This is a genomic window from Streptomyces tibetensis (genome assembly GCF_040647715.1).
Taxonomy (GTDB): Bacteria; Actinomycetota; Actinomycetes; order Streptomycetales; family Streptomycetaceae; genus Streptomyces; species Streptomyces tibetensis_A.
In genome coordinates this window covers 583,512-603,037 of sequence record NZ_JBEZCR010000005.1, presented here as the reverse complement: position 1 = coordinate 603,037, position 19,526 = coordinate 583,512, and the positions used below count along the sequence as shown (strand labels likewise).

At 71.6% G+C, this 19,526-nt stretch carries 17 protein-coding genes and 1 pseudogene; 7 read left to right on the top strand and 11 right to left on the bottom strand.

The window, feature by feature from the left end:
* Positions 1–25 precede the first annotated feature (25 nt).
* Positions 26–847, bottom strand: coding sequence for an Fpg/Nei family DNA glycosylase (locus AB0B29_RS17045; protein WP_362239919.1), 822 nt, complete (start codon positions 845–847; stop codon positions 26–28).
* An 83-nt stretch (positions 848–930) separates the two neighbouring features.
* The gene (locus tag AB0B29_RS17040) at positions 931–5,865 is read right to left on the bottom strand and encodes an ATP-dependent helicase (RefSeq protein WP_362239916.1); all 4,935 of its coding nucleotides are present in this window, start codon (positions 5,863–5,865) and stop codon (positions 931–933) included.
* Between the two features lie 133 nt (positions 5,866–5,998).
* Between AB0B29_RS17040 and AB0B29_RS17035 the strand changes: the two are divergent.
* The 3 genes and pseudogenes from AB0B29_RS17035 to AB0B29_RS17025 form a co-directional block, all read left to right on the top strand.
* Positions 5,999–6,826: pseudogene (locus tag AB0B29_RS17035) on the top strand (AraC family transcriptional regulator); the annotation flags it as partial.
* 26 nt (positions 6,827–6,852) lie between these two features.
* Positions 6,853–7,575 (top strand): AzlC family ABC transporter permease, encoded by a 723-nt coding sequence (locus AB0B29_RS17030; protein WP_362239913.1) that lies wholly within the window; start codon positions 6,853–6,855, stop codon positions 7,573–7,575.
* Complete coding sequence (locus tag AB0B29_RS17025) at positions 7,572–7,883, top strand: AzlD domain-containing protein (protein WP_362239910.1); 312 nt, start codon at positions 7,572–7,574, stop codon at positions 7,881–7,883. Before AB0B29_RS17030 ends, AB0B29_RS17025 begins: the two co-directional genes overlap by 4 nt.
* Here the strand turns inward: AB0B29_RS17025 and AB0B29_RS17020 are convergent, their stop codons facing one another.
* Positions 7,884–8,828: a hypothetical protein gene (locus tag AB0B29_RS17020; protein ID WP_362239908.1), complete on the bottom strand. Its 945-nt coding sequence runs from the start codon at positions 8,826–8,828 to the stop codon at positions 7,884–7,886.
* Between the two features lie 80 nt (positions 8,829–8,908).
* Between AB0B29_RS17020 and AB0B29_RS17015 the strand changes: the two genes are divergently transcribed.
* The 4 genes from AB0B29_RS17015 (at position 8,909) to recX (ending at position 12,846) form a co-directional block, all read left to right on the top strand.
* Complete coding sequence (locus AB0B29_RS17015; protein ID WP_053671060.1) at positions 8,909–9,103, top strand: DUF3046 domain-containing protein; 195 nt, start codon at positions 8,909–8,911, stop codon at positions 9,101–9,103.
* 189 nt (positions 9,104–9,292) lie between these two features.
* A complete protein-coding gene (locus tag AB0B29_RS17010) occupies positions 9,293–10,558 on the top strand; it encodes an AI-2E family transporter (RefSeq protein WP_362239905.1) in 1,266 nt (421 codons plus the stop codon).
* 341 nt (positions 10,559–10,899) lie between these two features.
* On the top strand, positions 10,900–12,024 hold the full coding sequence (gene recA / locus AB0B29_RS17005) for a recombinase RecA (protein ID WP_362239902.1): 1,125 nt from the start codon (positions 10,900–10,902) through the stop codon (positions 12,022–12,024).
* Positions 12,025–12,027: 3 nt separating this feature from the next.
* On the top strand, positions 12,028–12,846 hold the full coding sequence (recX, locus tag AB0B29_RS17000; RefSeq protein ID WP_362239900.1) for a recombination regulator RecX: 819 nt from the start codon (positions 12,028–12,030) through the stop codon (positions 12,844–12,846).
* A 96-nt stretch (positions 12,847–12,942) separates the two neighbouring features.
* Here the strand turns inward: recX and AB0B29_RS16995 are convergent, their stop codons facing one another.
* The 8 genes from AB0B29_RS16995 to AB0B29_RS16960 all read right to left on the bottom strand — a co-directional run bounded on the left by AB0B29_RS16995 (position 12,943) and on the right by AB0B29_RS16960 (position 19,459).
* Positions 12,943–13,359 carry a rhodanese-like domain-containing protein gene (locus AB0B29_RS16995; protein WP_362239898.1) on the bottom strand — a complete coding sequence of 139 codons (417 nt, stop codon included), beginning with the start codon at positions 13,357–13,359 and terminating at the stop codon, positions 12,943–12,945.
* The gene (locus AB0B29_RS16990; protein WP_362239896.1) at positions 13,356–13,892 is read right to left on the bottom strand and encodes a cysteine dioxygenase; all 537 of its coding nucleotides are present in this window, start codon (positions 13,890–13,892) and stop codon (positions 13,356–13,358) included. Before AB0B29_RS16990 ends, AB0B29_RS16995 begins: the two co-directional genes overlap by 4 nt.
* Before the next feature lie 98 nt (positions 13,893–13,990).
* Positions 13,991–14,062 carry a putative leader peptide gene (locus tag AB0B29_RS16985; protein WP_310851512.1) on the bottom strand — a complete coding sequence of 24 codons (72 nt, stop codon included), beginning with the start codon at positions 14,060–14,062 and terminating at the stop codon, positions 13,991–13,993.
* 269 nt (positions 14,063–14,331) lie between these two features.
* Positions 14,332–15,939 carry an FAD-dependent monooxygenase gene (locus AB0B29_RS16980; RefSeq protein ID WP_362239893.1) on the bottom strand — a complete coding sequence of 536 codons (1,608 nt, stop codon included), beginning with the start codon at positions 15,937–15,939 and terminating at the stop codon, positions 14,332–14,334.
* A 176-nt stretch (positions 15,940–16,115) separates the two neighbouring features.
* Complete coding sequence (locus AB0B29_RS16975; protein ID WP_362239891.1) at positions 16,116–17,009, bottom strand: amino acid ABC transporter permease; 894 nt, start codon at positions 17,007–17,009, stop codon at positions 16,116–16,118.
* A complete protein-coding gene (locus tag AB0B29_RS16970; RefSeq protein WP_362239889.1) occupies positions 17,006–17,671 on the bottom strand; it encodes an amino acid ABC transporter permease in 666 nt (221 codons plus the stop codon). Before AB0B29_RS16970 ends, AB0B29_RS16975 begins: the two co-directional genes overlap by 4 nt.
* A gap of 84 nt (positions 17,672–17,755) precedes the next feature.
* Positions 17,756–18,598, bottom strand: coding sequence for a glutamate ABC transporter substrate-binding protein (locus AB0B29_RS16965; RefSeq protein ID WP_362239887.1), 843 nt, complete (start codon positions 18,596–18,598; stop codon positions 17,756–17,758).
* An 84-nt stretch (positions 18,599–18,682) separates the two neighbouring features.
* On the bottom strand, positions 18,683–19,459 hold the full coding sequence (locus AB0B29_RS16960; RefSeq protein WP_362239884.1) for an amino acid ABC transporter ATP-binding protein: 777 nt from the start codon (positions 19,457–19,459) through the stop codon (positions 18,683–18,685).
* Positions 19,460–19,526: the final 67 nt, after the last annotated feature.

The following is a 19,526-nucleotide window of genomic DNA, read 5'->3' as shown; positions in this document are numbered from 1 at the left end:
CCGTACGAGCATTTCTGACGGGTCGTCAATCAGGGCGGCGGCGCCGGGTGATGGCCGGGGCCGGGCCCGGCTGGCAGGTGGGGCACCAGTAGGTGGGGCGTTCGCGGGAGCCGTCACCCTGGTCCGCGACGCGGATGGAGGTGCGGCACCGCAGGCAGGGGCGGGGAGCGCGTCCGTAGACGAAGAGGTCCTGGCCGCGGCGGCCCGTCGTGCTGCGGATCGGGCGGTCGCGGTTGGCCTCCAGCAGCTTCTTCGCGAGCGCGGGCAGCTTCTCGGCGCGGTCGGCGGGCAGCGCACCGGCCGGGAGCCAGGGGGTGACGCCGAGCAGGAAGCAGAGTTCGCTCTTGTAGACATTGCCGATGCCCGCGAGGTTGCGCTGGTCGAGCAGGGCCTCGCCGAGTTCGCGGGCGGGATCCCGGAGGATGTTGGCGAGGGCCTGGTCGGGGTCCCAGTCCGGGCCGAGGAGGTCGGGGCCGAGATGGCCGACCGCGCGATGCTCGTCGGCCGTGCGCAGCAGTTCCAGGACGGGCAGGCGGTAGCCGACGGCCGTGCGGTCGGTGTTGCCGAGGATCGCGCGGATCTGATGGCCCGGACCGCCGCTCCAGCGCTGGCCGTTCCCGTACACCTTCCAGGAGCCGTCCATCCGCAGGTGCGAGTGGAGGGTCAGGCCGCCCTCGATGCGGGTGAGGAGGTGTTTGCCGCGCGCGGTGACGTCCAGGACCGCGCGGCCCGTGAGATCGGCCGTGGCGAAGCGGGGCACCCTGAGGTCGCTGCGGGTCAGCACCTTGCCCGCGAGGGCGTCGTCCAACCGTCTCGCGGCCTGCCAGACAGTGTCACCTTCGGGCATGGGTCAAGGGTGGCACGGACGCCGCACGCTGGCCGGAGCGGCTGTGGGACGGCCGGCCGTCATGCGCGCAGCGCCGTCATCCGTCATGCGCGCAGGCGCAGTCCCCGGGGGGTCGCGATGAATCCTGCTCCTTCCAGGAGGGTGCCGATGGGGGAGGTGAGGGCCTGGGCGCCGTTGACGCGCTCCACCGTGACAGTGCCGAGGGAACCCGCGCGGGCGGCCGCGGCGAGGGCTTCCGCGGCGCTGTGCAGCCGGACGTCGTCGGCGGGATCGCCGTCCGGGTGGGCGGGCCAGGCCAGCAGGGTCTTGCCGCCGCGCTCCATGTAGAGCGTCAGCTCACCGTCGACCAGGACCACCAGGGAGCCGGCCTTTCGGCCCGGCTTGTGCCCGGCTCCGCTCGGGGGTTCGGGCCAGGGCAGGGCGGCGCCGTACGCGTTCGCCGGGTCGGCGGCGGCGAGAACGACGGCCCGGGAAGCGCCGTCGGGGCGGGTACGGCGGCCCGCGAAGCCCTGGTCGTACCCGGCGCGACCGCCGTTCTGCCAGGACGGGGCGGCCTGCGGAGGGTGGTCGCGTGGCGAGACCCACTCACCCGCGGACGGCTTCGGGGTGTCGTAGGAGGGGTCCAGGTAGGGGAAGCCGTCGGTGCCGGGGTCGTCGGTGTGCTGGTGGGAGGGGGCGGAGTCGTCGTCCGGACCGGCGAAGTCGTGGGCGGGGAAGTCATGGGCGGTGAACGGGTCGGGTTCGGAGCCGGGAGGTGGGCCGGGCAGGTCCGCGCCGCGGTCACGGGCGTTCGACACCGCGCGCAGGCGGTCCACCGCGCCGTCCATCGCGAACTGTGCGGCACCCAAACCCTCCACCACGTAGCCGCGGCGGGCCTGGCCGCTCTCCTCGAAGACGGACAGGACACGGTACGTCGCCGAGAAGCCGCCTTCGACGCCCTCCGCCGAGACCGCGCCCCTGGTGACCACGCCGTGCCGGTCGAGGAGGGTGCGGGCGAGCGCGTGGGCCCGCACGGTGGGGTCCGGTTCGTGGGCCGGGAGCAACGACCAGCGGCCGGCCACCGTCGGCGGGCCGGAGCGGGACGAGGCCCGGGCCGCGGCCGTCAGGGAGCCGTAGCGGCCGCGCGGGACGGAGCGCTTGGCGCGGTGGGCCGTGGAGCCGGCGGTGCGGCCCGAGCCGAGCAGGGAGCGCATCGGGGTGAGTGTGTCGTTCGTCAGGCGGCCGGACCAGGCGAGGTCCCAGAGGGCGTCGGCCAGTTGCGGATCGCCGGCCTCGGGATGGGTGGTGGCGCGGACCTGGTCGGCGATCTGGCGGAAGAACAGGCCGTAGCCACCGGAGAGGGTGTCCAGGACGGACTGGTGCAGGGCGGTCAGCTCCAGGGGGTGCGGGGGCGGCAGGAGCAGGGGGGCCGCGTCCGCCAGATAGAGGGAGACCCAGCCGTCCTTGCCGGGGAGGGAGCCGGCCCCGGCCCAGACGACCTCTCCGGCTGCGGTCAGCTCGTCCAGCATGGCCGGGGTGTAGTTCACGACCCGGGAGGGCAGCACCAGCTTCTCGAGGGCGGAGGCCGGCACGGACGCGCCCTGGACCTGCTCGATGGCCCGCACCAGCCCGTCGATGCCACGCAGGGAGTGGCCTTTGCCGATGTGCTGCCACTGGGGGAGGAACTGGGCCAGCGCGGCCGGTGGCACCGGCTCCAGCTCGTGCCGCAGGGCCGCCAGGGAGCGGCGGCGCAGCCGGCGCAGCACGGCCGCGTCGCACCACTCCTGGCCGATCCCGGCCGGGTGGAACTCGCCCTGGACGACCCGGCCCGCCGCCGCGAGCCGCTGGAGGGCGCCCTCGGTGACGGCCACGCCCAGGCCGAAGCGCGCGGCGGCCGTGGCCGAGGTGAACGGGCCGTGGGTGCGGGCGTAGCGTGCGAGGAGGTCGCCGAGCGGATCCTTGACGGGTTCCGTGAAGGCTTCCGGGACACCGACCGGCAAGGCGGTGCCCAGCGCGTCGCGCAGGCGGCCCGCGTCCTCGATCGCCGCCCAGTGCTCCGCGCCCGCGACACGGATCCGGATGGCGCGGCGGGCACCGGCGAGTTCCTGCGCCCACTGCGGCTCGGCTCCCCGCTCGGCGAGCTCCGCGTCGGTGAGGGGGCCGAGGAGGCGCAGGAGGTCCGCGACGCCCTCGGCATCCTTGACGCGACGGTCCTCGGTGAGCCACTGCAGCTCCCGCTCCAGCTCGGTCAGCACCTCCGCGTCGAGCAACTCGCGCAGCTCCGCCTGGCCCAGCAGCTCGGCCAGCAGCCGCGAGTCCAGCGACAGGGCGGCGGCGCGGCGCTCGGCCAGCGGGGAGTCACCCTCGTACAGGAACTGGGCGACGTAGCCGAACAGGAGCGAGCGAGCGAAGGGGGACGGTTCGGCGGTGGTCACTTCGACCAGGCGCACCTTGCGGGACTCCAGGTCGCCCATCAGCTCGACGAGACCGGGCACGTCGAAGACGTCCTGGAGGCACTCGCGGACCGCCTCCAGGACGATCGGGAACGAACCGAACTCGCTCGCCACCTGCAGCAGCTGCGAAGCCCGCTGCCGCTGCTGCCACAGCGGGGTGCGCCTGCCCGGGTTGCGGCGCGGCAGCAACAGTGCGCGGGCGGCGCACTCGCGGAACCGCGAGGCGAACAGGGCCGAGCTGCCCACCTGGTCGGTGACGACCTGGTCGACCTCGCCCTTGTCGAAGACGACGTCCGCCGCGCCCACGGGGGCCTGCTCGGCGTCGTACTCCCGGCCCATCGTGACCGGCTCCTGGTCCAGCAGGTCCAGGCCCATGAGGTCGGCGTCCGGAAGGCGCAGCACGATGCCGTCGTCGGCGTGCATGACCTGCGCGTCCATGCCGTACCGCTCGGAGAGCTTGGCGCCGAGCGCGAGCGCCCAGGGGGCGTGCACCTGGGCGCCGAAGGGGGAGTGCACGACCACGCGCCAGTCGCCGAGCTCGTCGCGGAAGCGCTCCACGACGATCGTCCGGTCGTCCGGGATGTGACCGCAGGCCTCACGCTGCTCGTCCAGGTAGGACAGCACGTTGTCCGCCGCCCACGCGTCCAGCCCCGCGGCGAGGAGCCGCAGGCGCGCGTCGTCCTCGGGCAGCGACCCGACCTCGCGCAGGAACGCCCCCACGGCCCGGCCCAGTTCCAGCGGGCGGCCCAGCTGGTCTCCCTTCCAGAAGGGCAGCCGGCCCGGCACGCCCGGGGCGGGGGAGACCAGGACGCGGTCGCGGGTGATGTCCTCGATGCGCCAGGAACTGGTGCCGAGGGTGAAGACGTCGCCCACGCGGGACTCGTAGACCATCTCCTCGTCGAGCTCGCCGACCCGGCCGCCGCCCTTCTTGGGATCGGCGCCCGCGAGGAAGACTCCGAAGAGACCGCGGTCGGGGATCGTGCCGCCGGAGGTGACGGCGAGGCGCTGTGCGCCGGGGCGGCCGGTGATCTCGCCGGTGACCCGGTCCCACACCACGCGCGGGCGCAGCTCCGCGAACGCGTCGGACGGGTAGCGGCCCGCCAGCATGTCGAGGACCGCCGTGAAGGCCGACTCGGGAAGCGAGGCGAAGGGGGCGGCCCGGCGCACGGCGGCGAGGAGGTCGTCGAACTGCCAGGTGTCCAGGGCCGTCATGGCCACCACCTGCTGGGCCAGGACGTCCAGGGGATTGGCCGGGACCTTGAGGGACTCGATGGAGCCGGTGCGCATGCGCTCGGTGACCACCGCCGCCTGCACGAGGTCGCCCCGGTACTTAGGGAAGACCACACCCGTGGAGACCGCGCCCACCTGGTGCCCCGCCCGGCCGACGCGCTGCAGGCCGGAGGCGACGGAGGGCGGCGACTCCACCTGTACGACCAGGTCGACCGCCCCCATGTCGATGCCCAGTTCGAGACTGGACGTGGCCACGACCGCGGGCAGGCGGCCCGCCTTGAGGTCCTCCTCGACCAGGGCGCGCTGCTCCTTGGACACCGAGCCGTGGTGGGCGCGGGCGATGACCTGGGGGGCGCCCTGGGCTGCTCCCGAACCGCCCATGAGCTGGGCCGGGGAGTGGTGCTCGTCGAGCGGCTCTCCCGTGGCCCGTTCGTACGCGATCTCGTTCAGCCGGTTGCAGAGGCGCTCCGCGAGGCGGCGTGAGTTGGCGAAGACGATCGTGGAGCGGTGGGACTGGACGAGGTCGGCGATCCGCTCCTCCACATGCGGCCAGATGGACGGGCGCTCGGCGCCTTCCTGGCCGTCCGCGACCGGGGAACCTCCCAGCTCGCCCAGATCCTCCACCGGGACCACCACGGACAGGTCGAACTCCTTGCCGGACTCCGGCTGGACGATCTCCACCTTGCGGCGGGGCGAGAGGAAACGGGCGACCTCGTCCACGGGGCGGACCGTCGCGGAGAGGCCGATGCGGCGGGCGGGCTTCGGCAGGAGATCGTCCAGCCGCTCCAGGGAGAGCGCGAGGTGGGCGCCGCGCTTGGTGCCGGCGACTGCGTGCACCTCGTCGAGGATCACCGTCTCCACGCCCGCCAGCGCGTCGCGCGTGGCCGACGTCAGCATCAGGAACAGTGATTCCGGCGTCGTGATCAGGATGTCCGGCGGCCGGGTCGACAGGGCGCGGCGCTCGGCGGCGGGCGTGTCGCCCGAGCGGATGCCCACCTTGACCTCGGGTTCGGGCAGACCGAGGCGTACCGACTCCTGCCGGATGCCCGTCAGCGGGCTGCGCAGGTTGCGCTCGACGTCCACCGCCAGGGCCTTCAGCGGGGAGACGTACAGGACACGGCAACGCTTCTTGGGGTCGGCGGGGGGAGGCGCCGAGGCCAGCTGGTCCAGGGCCGCCAGGAACGCGGCCAGGGTCTTGCCGGAACCGGTGGGGGCCACGACCAGCACGTCCGATCCCTCGTGGATGGCCTGCCACGCACCGGCCTGGGCCGAAGTGGGCGCGGAGAAGGCACCCGTGAACCAGGCTCGGGTCGCGGGGGAGAAGCCGTCCAGGGCTCGGTGCGCATTGCTGGGCATGCGTCCATCGTGCACCTCGGCACTGACAACGGGGCCTCGACGCCTCCTGGCCTGCCGTTTCGTCGCGAGATGTGGCCCCCGCCGGGCCGAGGGCGCGTGGCCCGGGGCCGCCACGGCCGCGGACAATGGGCGTATGAGCGAGCGCGCGCGGCACTGGCAGTACGACGAGCTGCCCGGAGTCGATCTGCTGCGGGCCCGGTACGTGCACAAGACGTTCGTGCGGCACACGCATGAGAACTTCGTGATCGCCGCCATCGCCGACGGCGTGGAGGTGTTCCACCACGGCGGGGGCGACCAGTACGCGGGAGCCGGGGCTCTCGCCCTGGTGAATCCCGATACGCCGCACACCGGACGGGCCGGGGTGCCCGAAGGGTGGCGGTACGGGGCCCTGTACCCGCCGCCCGACGTGGTCGCCGGGATCGCGGCCGAGACGACGGGACTGCGGGGGACACCGGGGTTCGTCAGCCCGGTGGTGGACGATCCCTACGCCGCGGCGCTGGTGCACCAGGTGCTGCGGGCCGCCGACGAGGGCAACGCGCTGGCCGCGGACACCCTGCTGCGGGTCACCGTGACCAGGCTGCTGCGGCTGAACGGCGGTACCGTGCCACGGCGGGAGGTGCGGACGGCGGGAGCCCGGATCGCGGCACGCGCGCGTGGTGTGCTGGAGGAACGGATGGCACGCCCGCCGACCCTGGAGCGGCTTGCGGCCGACCTCGGGACCAGCCCGTTCGCCCTGTTGCGGGCCTTCCGGAACACCTATGGGATGCCACCGCACGCGTGGCTCACGGACGCGCGCGTACGGCGGGCGCGGCGGCTGCTGGACACGGGGACGGCTCCCTCCGAGGCGGCCGTGGCCGTCGGGTTCACCGACCAGCCGCATCTCAACCGGCACTTCAGCCGGATCGTCGGCGTGCCTCCCGGGGCCTACCAGCGGGAGCGCAAGAACGTACAAGACCTCCGGTAGCCGCTGCCCGTAGCGTGCGGGGCGTGGCAGATCGAACAGCTCTCGAAGAAGCAGACATCGGTGGGAAGACGGACCGCGCCGTCGTACGCGACGCCCTCGGGGTCGGGGTGGCCGTCGGGCTGTCCGGCTTCGCCTTCGGCGTGACATCGGCCGGCAGCGGACTCACGCTGCTCCAGACGTGCGCGCTCAGTCTTCTGGTGTTCACCGGGGCCTCCCAGTTCGCCCTCGTGGGGGCCCTCGCGGCCGGGGGCAGCCCGTTCACGGCGGCCGCCGGCGCCTTCTTCCTGGGCGTGCGAAACGCCTTCTACGGCTTGCGTCTGTCGCAGTTGCTGGCCCTCCCGCGCGTGGTGCGGCCGTTCGCCGCCCAGTGGGTGATCGACGAGACGGCCGCCGTCACGCTCGCCCAGCCCACCCGGCGTGCCGCGCGGCTGGGGTTCGTCGTGACCGGGCTGAGCCTCTACATCCTGTGGAACCTCACCACGCTGCTCGGCGCCCTCGGCGCCGAGGCGATCGGCGACACCGACGCGTGGGGACTGGACGCCGCCGGGCCCGCGGTGTTCCTGGCGCTGCTCGCGCCGATGCTGAAGACCGGCACCGAGCGGGCCGTCGCCGGGCTCGCCGTGCTGCTGGGGCTCGGGCTGCTGCCGCTGTTGCCCGCCGGAGTGCCGGTGCTGGTGGCCGCGCTGGCGGCGCCGTTGGTGCTGTGGGCGGACGGCCGACGCAAGGTGCAGGGGGCAGCGGAGTGAACGTCTGGATCGCGATCGGGGCGACCGCCCTCGGATGCTACGCCGTCAAGCTGGTGGGCCTCCTCGTGCCCGCGGGAGCCTTGGAGCGGCCCCTCGTCAAGCGTCTCGCAGCCCTGCTGCCCGTCGCGTTGCTGGCGGCCCTCACCGCCCAGCAGACCTTCGCCGACGGGCAGACGCTGGTGCTGGACGCGAGGGCCGCCGGACTCGCCGCCGCAGCCGTGGCGCTGGTGCTGCGCGCCCCGTTCCTCCTCGTCGTCGCCGCGGCCGTACTGGTGACCGCAGGAGTGCGGGCCATGGGAGCGGGGTGATCAGTCGATGAGGCGGCCGTACGCGCTGAGTATCCGCAGGGCCTCGATCGTCACGAGCGGGCGGGCCTCCAGGGCGGGAGCCGGGGCCCAGTGACGCCACCGGACGGGCCAGCCGCCGTCCTCCTGCTGCTGCGCCGCGAGGTGGTCCAGGGACCGGGCCATCTCGTCGTCGGTGAACCACGCGCGCGCGAGCGAGCGCGGGGTCCGCGCGTAGTCGTACGGGAAATGGTGCTCCCCCGGGGCGTAGCCGGGAGAGACGGGGTAGGCGTCCAGGTCGCCGGGGTCCAGGGCCGCTAGGCGGTGCTTGCGCACGAGGCGGCCGAGACGGTCGGCGGCCGCCTGCGCGCGCGGGCGTTCCGGGGCGGAGTCCAGGAAGGCCACGGCGGCCTCGATCTCGTACGGGTGCGACGTCTCCAGGGACTCGACCGCCCGCCAGCAGAAGTCCGTGGCCCGGAAGAGCCAGGCGTGCCACACCTCGTTGCGGTGCAGCAGACCCACCACCGGCCCGGTGGCCAGCAGGTCGCTGGGCGGGTCGTCCACCACCCTCACGAAGGGGGCCGTGGGGTAACCGCGCTGGCTGGGGTGGATCGCCGGGAGGGCGCCGTCCGCGGTCGAGACGGACGTCAGGTAGCGGCACATGCGTTCCACCCGCTGACCGGCGCACCGCCCGACCGCGTCCAGTACACGCAGCGCGTGCGCGGTGTGCAGCGGCTGGCTGACCGGGCCGCGCAGATCGGGCTCCAGCGCGTGGCCGTACCCGCCGTCCTCGTTGCGGTAGGCGTCCAGGGCGGTCTCCACCGGATCCGCGGCGGCGCCCCGGAAGTGGTGGGCGAAGCGGCGCTGCTCGAGCACGCGCGCGGTGAGCCAGACGAAACGCTCCGCGCGCGTGACGGGGCTGTGCGGCGGGGGCGTCGGGGGGAGTTCGGTAGCTCCTGTTTCGGCCATGGGTCAGACCGTAGGGCGCGAAGCGGCGCCGGCAGGCGGTCCCGGCTCAGGCCCACCCCCAGGGGCGGGATACTGGAGTCATGCGGTTGACGGTCTTCTGGCAGCGAATGGCGGAGCACTTCGGTCCTGGTTACGCCGAAACGTTCGCGCGCGACCACGTGATGTCCGAGCTCGGCGGGCGCACGGTGCACGAGGCGCTGGCGGCCGGCTGGGACGCCAAGGAGGTCTGGCAGGTGGTCTGCTCGGTGATGGACGTGCCCCGGGAGAGGCGCTGACCGTCGCCGGTGCGCCCCGGAAGCCGCTGGCGGACATGGCCGGTGAGCCTCGGAAGCCACCGGTAGGGCCGGGCGGCCGGTCCGGGGGAGCACCCGCCGGCCCGGCGGGCCCGTCCCGGACGAGGCCGACCGGTCACGAAGATCGCAGCCGGGCAGACGGCTGTCGGCGGCGTGGGCGAGACTTGGACCGTGGCACCCACTGACGAGACCGGGCAGGCAGCCCCGCAGTCCTCAGCTTCCGGTACGACGCCGCCTGTCCGGCCCCCGGTCGGCGGGGCCGGGGCGAACGGCCGCATGCCGCGCTGGCTGCCCCGCGCCATGGTGCTCGCGCTCACCCTCGTCGCGGCTTTCCAGCTGGGCAGCTGGGCCTTCCACCAGCTCACCGGTCTGCTGGTCAACATCCTCATCGCGTTCTTCCTGGCGCTCGCCATAGAGCCCGCGGTGAGCTGGATGGCCTCGCGCGGCCTGCGCAGGGGGCTCGCCGCGTTCATCGTCTTCATTGCCGTGATGATCGTCTCGGCAGGGTTCGTCACCCTGCTCGGTTCCGTCCTCGCGGACCAGATCATCAAGCTGATCGAGGGCTTCCCCGAGTACCTCGACTCCGTCATCCACTGGGTCAACACGCACTTCAAGACCGACCTGAAGCGCGTCGACATCCAGGAGGGCCTGCTCCGCTCCGACTGGCTGCGCAACTACGTCCAGAACAGCGCCACCGGCGTCCTGGACGTCTCGGCCCAGGTCATCGGCGGTCTCTTCCAGCTGCTCACGATCGCCCTGTTCTCGTTCTACTTCGCCGCGGACGGCCCGCGACTGCGCCGCGCGATCTGCTCGGTCCTGCCGCCCGCCCGCCAGGCGGAGGTGCTGCGCGCCTGGGAGATCGCCGTGAACAAGACCGGCGGCTACATCTACTCCCGCGGCCTGATGGCGCTGATCTCCGGCGTGGCGCACTTCGTCCTGCTGCAGGCCCTGGACGTGCCCTACGCGCCCGTGCTCGCCGTGTGGGTGGGGCTGGTCTCGCAGTTCATCCCCACCATCGGCACCTACCTGGCGGGTGCCCTGCCCATGCTGATCGCGTTCACGGTGGACCCCTGGTACGCGCTGTGGGTGCTGATCTTCGTCGTGATCTACCAGCAGTTCGAGAACTACGTGCTGCAGCCCAAGCTGACCTCCAAGACCGTCGACATCCACCCCGCCGTCGCCTTCGGTTCGGTCATCGCCGGCACCGCCCTCCTCGGCGCGGTCGGCGCGCTGATCGCCATCCCCGCCATCGCCACGCTCCAGGCCTTCCTCGGCGCGTACGTGAAGCGCTACGACGTCACGGACGACCCCCGGGTGCACGGCCACCGGTGGCGGAGTGAGGGACCGGGCCTGCTCGCGCGGGCGAAGGGACTGTGGGAGCGGCGCCGCGAGCCGGGGCGGCCGGAGGGCCGGGGGCCCGGGCAGGATTCCTCCTGACCCTGCCGCCGGCGATCTGACCAGGGCGCCGACGATGGGGGCGGCAGCCTGCCCGAGGCATGGGGGCGGTCTTCGGGGGAAGGCCGACAGCACGTGCCGGGACATGGAACGAACGGTGCCGACCCGGTTCGGATGTGCCGCGTGGTGCGCTTGACACCAAAATCGAACATACATTCTCATGGAGGCACCGGCGAGGCTCAACGAAGGGCATTTCGGCGTACTTTGGGTAGAGAAATGCCCGAGTTATCCACAGGCCGGACGTGCGTCGGGGCGCGTTGTCAGTGGCAGGCGTTAGCGTCTTTGACGTGAAGCGATCGACTCAAGCAAATCGGGTGGAACCCATGGCAGGAACCGACCGCGAGAAGGCCCTGGATGCCGCGCTCGCACAGATTGAACGGCAATTCGGCAAGGGCGCGGTCATGCGCATGGGCGACCGGACCAAGGAGCCCATCGAGGTCATCTCGACCGGATCCACCGCCCTCGACGTGGCCCTCGGCGTGGGCGGCCTGCCCCGCGGCCGTGTCGTCGAGATCTACGGACCGGAATCCTCCGGTAAGACCACCCTGACCCTGCACGCGGTGGCGAACGCGCAGAAGGCCGGAGGCCAGGTCGCCTTCGTCGACGCGGAGCACGCACTCGACCCCGAGTACGCGAAGAAGCTCGGCGTCGACATCGACAACCTCATCCTCTCCCAGCCGGACAACGGCGAGCAGGCCCTGGAGATCGTGGACATGCTGGTCCGCTCCGGTGCCCTCGACCTCATCGTCATCGACTCCGTCGCCGCGCTCGTCCCGCGCGCGGAGATCGAGGGCGAGATGGGCGACAGCCACGTCGGTCTGCAGGCCCGCCTGATGAGCCAGGCCCTGCGGAAGATCACCAGCGCGCTCAACCAGTCCAAGACCACCGCCATCTTCATCAACCAGCTCCGCGAGAAGATCGGCGTGATGTTCGGCTCCCCCGAGACCACGACCGGTGGCCGGGCGCTGAAGTTCTACGCCTCGGTGCGCATCGACATCCGCCGCATCGAGACCCTGAAGGACGGCACGGAGGCGGTCGGCAACCGCACCCGCTGCAAGGTCGTCAAGAACAAGGTCGCGCCGCCCTTCAAGCAGGCCGAGTTCGACATCCTCTACGGCCAGGGCATCAGCCGCGAGGGCGGCCTGATCGACATGGGCGTGGAGCACGGCTTCGTCCGCAAGGCCGGCGCCTGGTACACGTACGAGGGCGACCAGCTCGGTCAGGGCAAGGAGAACGCGCGCAACTTCCTCAAGGACAACCCCGACCTGGCCAACGAGATCGAGAAGAAGATCAAGGAGAAGCTGGGCGTCGGCGTGCGCCCCGAGGAGCCGGCCGCCGAGCCGGGTACGGACGCCGTGGCCTCCGCACCGGCCGACGCGGCACCGGCTGTCCCGGCCCCGGCACCGGCCAAGACCGCCAAGTCCAAGGCCGCCGCAGCCAAGAGCTGACCTGTGACACGGCGAACCGACTGGGCGGAGTACGAGTACGCCGCCTCCGGTGCCCCACGGGGGAGGGGCACCGGAGGCGACACGGGCTCGACCGTGGACGAGGCGGACGGCTCCGGGGACACCCCACCCGAGGCCGACCGGTTGTACGGGGACGGGGGCGACGCCGGGCTGCACAGGGGCGGCCCACCCGGAGGCGGCTCGCGTGACGGCGGGCCGCGCGGCAGACGCGGTCGTCGTCGGCGTGGCTTCGGTGAGGCGGCGGCCGATACCGAGGACGGAGGTGCCCTCTCCTCGCCGAGGGCCGAGCAGGAGGCACCCGAGGGGGACCCGGTCGAGCGGGCACGGGCGATCTGCCTGCGCCTGCTCACCGGGACCCCACGGACCCGTAAGCAACTCGCCGACGCCCTGCGCAAGAGGCAGATCCCGGACGACGCCGCCGAAGAGGTCCTCTCACGGTTCGAAGAGGTCGGCCTCATCAACGACAGTGCCTTCGCGGACGCCTGGGTGGAGTCCCGCCACCACGGCAGAGGGCTCGCCCGGCGCGCGCTCGCCCGGGAGCTGCGCACCAAGGGCGTCGACTCCACGCTGATCGACGAGGCGGTCTCCCGACTCGACTCCGAGCAGGAGGAGGAGACCGCACGCGAACTCGTCGCCCGCAAGCTCCGCTCCACCCGCGGGCTCGACCGGGACAAACGCCTCCGCCGCCTCGCGGGCATGCTCGCCCGCAAGGGCTACCCCGAGGGCATGGCCCTTCGGGTGGTCCGGCAGGCGCTGGAGGAAGAGGGGGAGGACACGGAGTTCCTCGGGGACGAGGGGCTCTGAGGGGCGTATCGCCGACGGGGTGAGGTCTGGGCCCGGAAGCAGTTCGACGGTCCCGTGCAGCGACTGCCGCCGCTACATCCCCTCGAACCCTCGCTCTCACTCCACCGGCAACCCCGCCGCCCGCCACGCCTGGAAGCCTCCGGCCAGGTCCGTGGCCCGGTGCAGGCCCAGTTGCTGCAAGGACTGGGCCGCCAGGCTGGACGCGTAGCCCTCGTTGCAGATCACGACGATGCGCAGGGCGTGACTCGTGGCCTCGGGGAGGCGGTGGCTGCCCTGGGGGTCGAGGCGCCATTCCAGTTCGTTGCGCTCGACGACAAGAGCGCCGGGAATGAGGCCGTCCCGATCCCGCAAGGCGGCGTAGCGGATGTCGACCAGGAGTGCATCGCCGGCCTGGGCGGCCTCGTACGCGTCCTGCGGTTCGATCCGCTCGTAGCCCGCCCGGACGCGGTCCAGCAACTCGTCGATACCGACCGGCGGTTGGGTCTCTCGGTTCGTCCCGGGTGTGGCGCTCACTGCCAGTCCTCCGGTCGCTCTACCTGCTCGAGTCGCAGGATGGGGCCGCTGCGGCTGTAGCGGCGGATCTGCGGCAGAGGCGGATAGTAGGCGTGGACGGAGATCGCGTGCCGGTCGGGGGACTCGTTGAGCACCTCGTGGACGTGGTGTCGGCCGAAGGCGCGACCCTGGCCTGCCCCCAGCCGGCGTTCCCGGTCCACGTCGTCGGTGAGCTCCAGGGTCTTCCAGCCGTCGGTGGGCAACCGAGCCGCGAGCGAGTTCTCCCTGAGCTCGCCGGAGGCGGTCAGAAAGGCACCGACCGAGTCGGCGTGGTCGTGCCAGCCGGTGCCCGTGCCGGGCGGCCAGCCGATCAGCCACGCCTCGCTGCCACCGGGCCCGTCCAGCCGCACCCATGTGCGGCCCTCCGGGTCGAGTGGCAGGGAGTCGATCAGCTCGGCGTCGGCGGCCGTGCGCCGGACGAAGTCGTAGAGGTCGGCCTGGGTGGGAGCCGGACCGGTGGAGACAGAGGGGGTGGCAGAAGGGGAAACAGACACGGGTGCCGTCCTGAAGGTCCTGATGAGGGTTCGCGGGCGAGGCGCGGCAGCCGGCGCGACAGAGCGCGGCCCGCGCACAGAAGAAGCGGAATGCGAAATCAGCAGGACGGGCGACACACGCAGCCCGCGTAGCGGAGGAGGTCCATATGGACCCTCCGCCACAGGCGCACACAGGTGTCGGTCACGCACCGGAGTACACCACGGCCGCCCGGGCGGGTCAACTCACTGTCACCATGCGGACGCGCTGTGACAGTGAGCACATCACGCCGGACAGAGCCCCGGCTCCGACCCCTGAGACCCAGCCCCCGGCTCCGACCCCTGAGACCCAGCCCCGGGTCCGAACACCGGGTCCGAATCTCGCGCGCGTCCGAACCCTGGGACCAACCCCATGGGTATGAACCATGTGACCGAACCCCGGGTCAGAATTCCCGAGCTGACCTCAGCGTGAACCGGCCGAAGCACCGGCTTCTGCCTGCGCCTTCACCGGTCCGCCCACCGTGGCCTCCGCAGCCGCGTACAGATCGGCCGGGCGCACTCCGCCCAGCGCGGTGACGAGGTGCCCGTCGGGACGCACCAGAAGCACCGTGTGCGCGGCCGCACCCGGGTAGCTCTCGGCGACGAGAAGCTCCGCGGGGTGCGGCAGTGCCGTGACGGCCGCCGCGAGCTGCGGCATGATGCCCGCGCTGACCCAGTGCTTGCGCTCCCAGACACCGGTGCCCGGTGCGATCAGCACCACGAGCAGCGCACCGCGGCCGAGCCGGTCCCGCAGCCGCACGAAAGTGCCGTCCTCCGCGGTGACCCGTACGTCGGTGACCGGTGCCCCCAGTGGCGTGTCGACCGGAACCTGCCCTTCGAGAGGCGGAGGGGCGAGCGGCGAGTCGGCGTACCCCCCCGGCGCGCCGAGCTGGCCCTGCCCCAGGTGCCCCTCGGTGAGCAGGGTGTCGTGGCCCCGGGATGAGCCCGGGACGACGGCCCGCAGCCCGCCCCCGCCGCGCAGCAGCGGCAGTGCCTGGTCGGCGGCACGGAGCCGGGCGGCGACAACCGCCCGGCGTTCCGTCTGGTAGCTGTCGAGAAGTGCCTCGTGCGGCCCGTGGTGCCAGGCCAGGGCAAGCTTCCAGGCGAGGTTGTCGGCGTCCCGCAGGCCCTCGTCCAGCCCGTGCGTGCCCAGCGCGCCGAGCAGATGGGCCGCGTCACCGGCGAGGAACACGCGGTCGGCGCGCCAGCGGCGGGCCAGCCGGTGGTGGACCGTGTGGACTCCGGTGTCCAGCAGCTCGTACGGCGGGGTCGTGCCGCCCGCCCAGCCGGCCAGGGTTTCCCGGATGCGGGTGAGCAACAGCTCGGGGGTGACCAGGTCCTTGCCGGGAGGCAGGAGCCAGTCCAGACGCCAGACGCCGTCCGGCAGGGGACGCGCGGTGATCTCACCGGCCGAGGGCCCGGACATGCGCCAGGGAGGCAGGCGGTGCAGCAACGCCTCGTCGTACCAGGGCAGCTCCGTACGGAGCGCGGCGACGGCGTGACGTTCCACCGCCGTACGGCCCGGGAAGCGGATGTCCTGGATCTTGCGCACGGTCGAGCGGGGGCCGTCGCAGCCGACCAGGTAACTGCCGCGCCACCAGGTGCCCTTGGGGCCGCGGGTGTGGGCCGTGACACCCGAGGACTCTTGTTCGAGGGTGTCGAGGCGGCTGTCCACCGCGATGTTGACGAGCCGTTCGTCCGCGAGGGCCGCGCGCAGGGCGCCGGTCAGCACGTGCTGGGCGATGTGCAGGGGGGAGGGCTCGGTGTCGTCGAAAACCACTTCGCGCATCACCTGCTTGCGCCGCATCGACCGCCATCCGGCCCAGTGGGCACCGGCCCGGGCGAGGGGCATGCCGGTCAGCCGTTCCATGAGCGCGGCGGTGTCCTCACGCAGGACGACGGTGCGCGCCGCGCGGGGTTCGTCCTTGCCCGGGCCCTCGTCGAGGACGACGCACGGCACCTCCTGACGCGCCAGCGCCAGGGCGAGCGTGAGCCCGACGGGCCCCGCTCCGACGATGATCACCGGGTCCACGGCGTGGCGCCCCCTGCCCGCGGTGGTGTCCTGAGAGACGTAGGTGAACAGGAAGTTGGAGCAGGGTGCACGATCACAGAACGTATGCAACCCATTGCCGGTGCTTGCGTCAAGTGACCAGGGGCAGTGGCGATCATGCCACTGCCCCTGCGTGTGTCAAGCGAGGTGACCGGGTGTCACATGGTGCCTCCGGCCCCGGTTCCCGTCGTGCCGGCGATCTGCGCTTCGTTCGCGCCCACGACCGCGCCCGTCGACTTCTTGGCGCGCCGCAGCCGGCGCTCCAGCCAGCTGGCGAAGGAGGTGAGGGCGAAGTTGAGCGCGATGAAGATGAGCGCCACGACCGTGAAGCTGGCGATGATGTTCGCGCCGTAGTAGCCGCTCATCGTGTTCGCCGCGGAGAGCAGCTCGGAGTAGGTGAGCACGGCGCCGCCGAGCGCGGTGTCCTTCACGATGACGACGAGCTGGCTGACGATGGCCGGAAGCATCGCGGTGACGGCCTGCGGCAGCAGGATCAGGCGCATCAGCTGGCCCTTGCGCAGGCCGATCGCCATCGCCGCCTCGGACTGGCCCTTGGGCAGGGACAGAATGCCCGCCCGGACGATCTCCGCGAGCACGGAGGCGTTGTACAGCACCAGGCCGGTGACGACCGCGTAGAGCGGACGGTCGTCGGAGGTGACGTTGGTGTATTCGGCGAAGAGAGCGAGGCCGAAGATCATCAGGACCAGCACGGGGATGGACCGGAAGAACTCGACCACGACCGCCGCGGGCACCCTGACCCACACGTGGTCCGACAGGCGGGCGATGCCGAGGACCGCGCCCAGCGGCATCGCGATGATCACCGCGAGGGCGGCGGCCTTCAGGGTGTTCTGCAAACCTGGCCAGATGTACGTGGACCAGGCCTCGGTGTGGAAGAACGGCTCCCACAGAGGCCACTCCAGCTGGCCCTTGTCCTTGAGGGTCCCGATCACCCACCACAGCAGAGCGGCGACGGCGACCAGGAAGACCACCGTGAGGACGATGTTGCGACGCTTGGCGCGAGGCCCCTGCGCGTCGTACAGGACGGAGCTCATCGCTTCACCGCCACCTTCTTGCCCACCCAGCCGAGGATCAGGCCGGTCGGCAGCGTCAGGACCACGAAACCGAACGCGATGATCGCCGAGATCAGCAGCAGCTGCGCCTCGTTCTCGATCATCTCCTTCATCAGTACCGCCGCTTCGGCGACACCGATGGCGGCGGCCACCGTGGTGTTCTTGATGAGGGCGATCAGCACGTTGGCGAGCGGGACGACGGACGACCGGAACGCCTGCGGCAGCACGACGAGTCCCAGCACCTGGCGGAAGTTGAGACCGATCGCGCGGGCCGCCTCCGCCTGCCCGACCGGCACCGTGTTGATGCCGGAGCGCAGCGCCTCGCAGACGAAGGACGAGGTGTAGAGAATCAGGCCGAGCACGGCGAGCCGGAAGTTGATCGTCTCGACGTCGTTCGCGCCGAGGGAAACCCCCAACGTCTGGTTCAGGCCCAGCGACGTGAACAGGATGATGACGGTCAGCGGGATGTTACGCACGATGTTCACGTACGCGGTCCCGAAACCGCGCATCAGCGGCACCGGGCCGACGCGCATGGCGGCCAGCAGGGTGCCCCAGATCAGGGAGCCGACGGCGGAGAGCACAGCGAGCTGCACTGTCGTCCAGAAGGCTCCCAGCAGGTCGTAATCCTCAAGAAAGTCGAACACGATCTCCCGTGCTTCCGCGTGTAGGGATGTCCACGCCGGTGCGCCGCCCCCTCCGGTGGGCGGCGCACCCTGTCAGGCGCTGCCTCAGCTCTTGATCTCGCCGATCTTCGGCGCCGGCTCGTTCTTGTAGTCGGCCGGGCCGAGGTTCTTGTCCACGGCCTTCTGCCAGGCGCCGTCGGCGACCATGGCCTCAAGAGCCTTGTTGATCTTGGCCTTGAGCTCGCTGCCCTTCTTGACGCCGATGCCGTAGTTCTCGTTCGTCAGCTTGAAGCCACCGAGCTTGAACTTGCCCTTGAACTGCGACTGGGCGGCGTAACCGGCGAGGATCGAGTCGTCGGTGGTCAGTGCGTCGACGGCACCGTTCTGCAGACCGGGCAGACAGGCGGAGTACGTCGGGTACGGCTGGAGCTGCGCCTTGGGAGCCAGCTTGTCCTTGACGTTCTGCGCCGAGGTGGAGCCGGTGACCGAGCAGAGCTTGGCGTTGTTCAGGTCCTTCGGGGACTTGATCTTGTTGTCGTCCGCACGAACCAGCACATCCTGGTGGGCCAGCAGGTAAGGACCGGCGAAGTCGACCTTCTGCTGGCGCTCGGGGGTGATCGAGTAGGTCGCCGCGATGAAGTCGACGTCACCACGCTGGAGCATGGTCTCGCGGTCGGCGCTCTTGGCTTCCTTCCACTCGATCTGGTCCGCGTTGTAACCGAGCTTCTTCGCGACGTACGTGGCGACGTCGACGTCGAAGCCGGCGTAACCCTGCGGCGTCTTCTGACCGAGGCCGGGCTGGTCGAACTTGATGCCGACCGTGATCGTCTTGCCGCCGCCGTCGGAGCCGGAGTCACCGCCGGTGCTGTTGTCGCCGCCGCACGCGGTGGCGGTGAGGGCGAGAGCGAAGACGGTGGCCGAGGCGGCGGTGACCTTGCGGAGCTTCATGATGAACATCCTTTGGCTGGTGAAGAGATGCGGGCCCTCAAGGGGCGGACGGCACGGTGTGCGCGTCGGACGCGACCCGCGCCGTCAGTGGTGCAGGATCTTGGAAAGGAAGTCCTTGGCACGGTCGCTGCGCGGGTTGCTGAAGAACTGGTCGGGCGCAGCCTCCTCGACGATTCGGCCGTCCGCCATGAACACCACGCGGTTTGCAGCCGATCGTGCGAAACCCATCTCGTGGGTGACGACGATCATCGTCATGCCGTCGCGGGCGAGCTGCTGCATGACCTCCAGCACCTCGTTGATCATCTCGGGGTCGAGCGCGGAGGTCGGCTCGTCGAAGAGCATCACCTTCGGCTCCATGGCCAGGGCCCGCGCGATGGCGACGCGCTGTTGCTGACCGCCGGAGAGCTGAGCCGGGTACTTCTCGGCCTGCGCGCCCACGCCGACCCGGTCGAGCAGGGCCCGGGCCCGCTCCTCGGCCGCCTTCTTGTCCTTCTTGCGGACCTTGATCTGGCCGAGCATCACGTTCTCGAGCACGGTCTTGTGCGCGAAGAGGTTGAAGGACTGGAAGACCATCCCGACGTCGGCCCGCAGCCGGGCCAGTTCCTTGCCCTCGGCGGGCAGCGGCTTGCCGTCGATCGTGATCGAGCCGGAGTCGATCGTCTCCAGGCGGTTGATGGTGCGGCACAGGGTGGACTTGCCGGACCCGGAGGGTCCGATGACCACGACGACTTCACCGCGGGCGATCGTCAGGTCGATGTCCTGGAGTACGTGCAACGCGCCGAAGTGCTTGTTGACGCTCTTCAGGACGACCAGATCGCCGGTCGCGGCCACATCTTCCTTGGCCACCGATACTTCGGTCATCGCTCTCAGGCTCCGTCCTCCTCGGTTTCGGAGGACAGTAGTAACCCTCTTCGACCTGCGTCATTAC

Coding starts and splice junctions, on each gene's coding strand:
- AB0B29_RS17045 (WP_362239919.1), bottom strand. CDS start 847: ATGCCCGAAGGTGACACTGTCTGGCAGGCCGCGAGACGGTTGGACGAC.
- AB0B29_RS17040 (WP_362239916.1), bottom strand. CDS start 5,865: ATGCCCAGCAATGCGCACCGAGCCCTGGACGGCTTCTCCCCCGCGACC.
- AB0B29_RS17020 (WP_362239908.1), bottom strand. CDS start 8,828: ATGGCCGAAACAGGAGCTACCGAACTCCCCCCGACGCCCCCGCCGCAC.
- AB0B29_RS17015 (WP_053671060.1), top strand. CDS start 8,909: ATGCGGTTGACGGTCTTCTGGCAGCGAATGGCGGAGCACTTCGGTCCT.
- recA (WP_362239902.1), top strand. CDS start 10,900: ATGGCAGGAACCGACCGCGAGAAGGCCCTGGATGCCGCGCTCGCACAG.
- AB0B29_RS16975 (WP_362239891.1), bottom strand. CDS start 17,009: ATGAGCTCCGTCCTGTACGACGCGCAGGGGCCTCGCGCCAAGCGTCGC.
- AB0B29_RS16965 (WP_362239887.1), bottom strand. CDS start 18,598: ATGAAGCTCCGCAAGGTCACCGCCGCCTCGGCCACCGTCTTCGCTCTC.
- AB0B29_RS16960 (WP_362239884.1), bottom strand. CDS start 19,459: ATGACCGAAGTATCGGTGGCCAAGGAAGATGTGGCCGCGACCGGCGAT.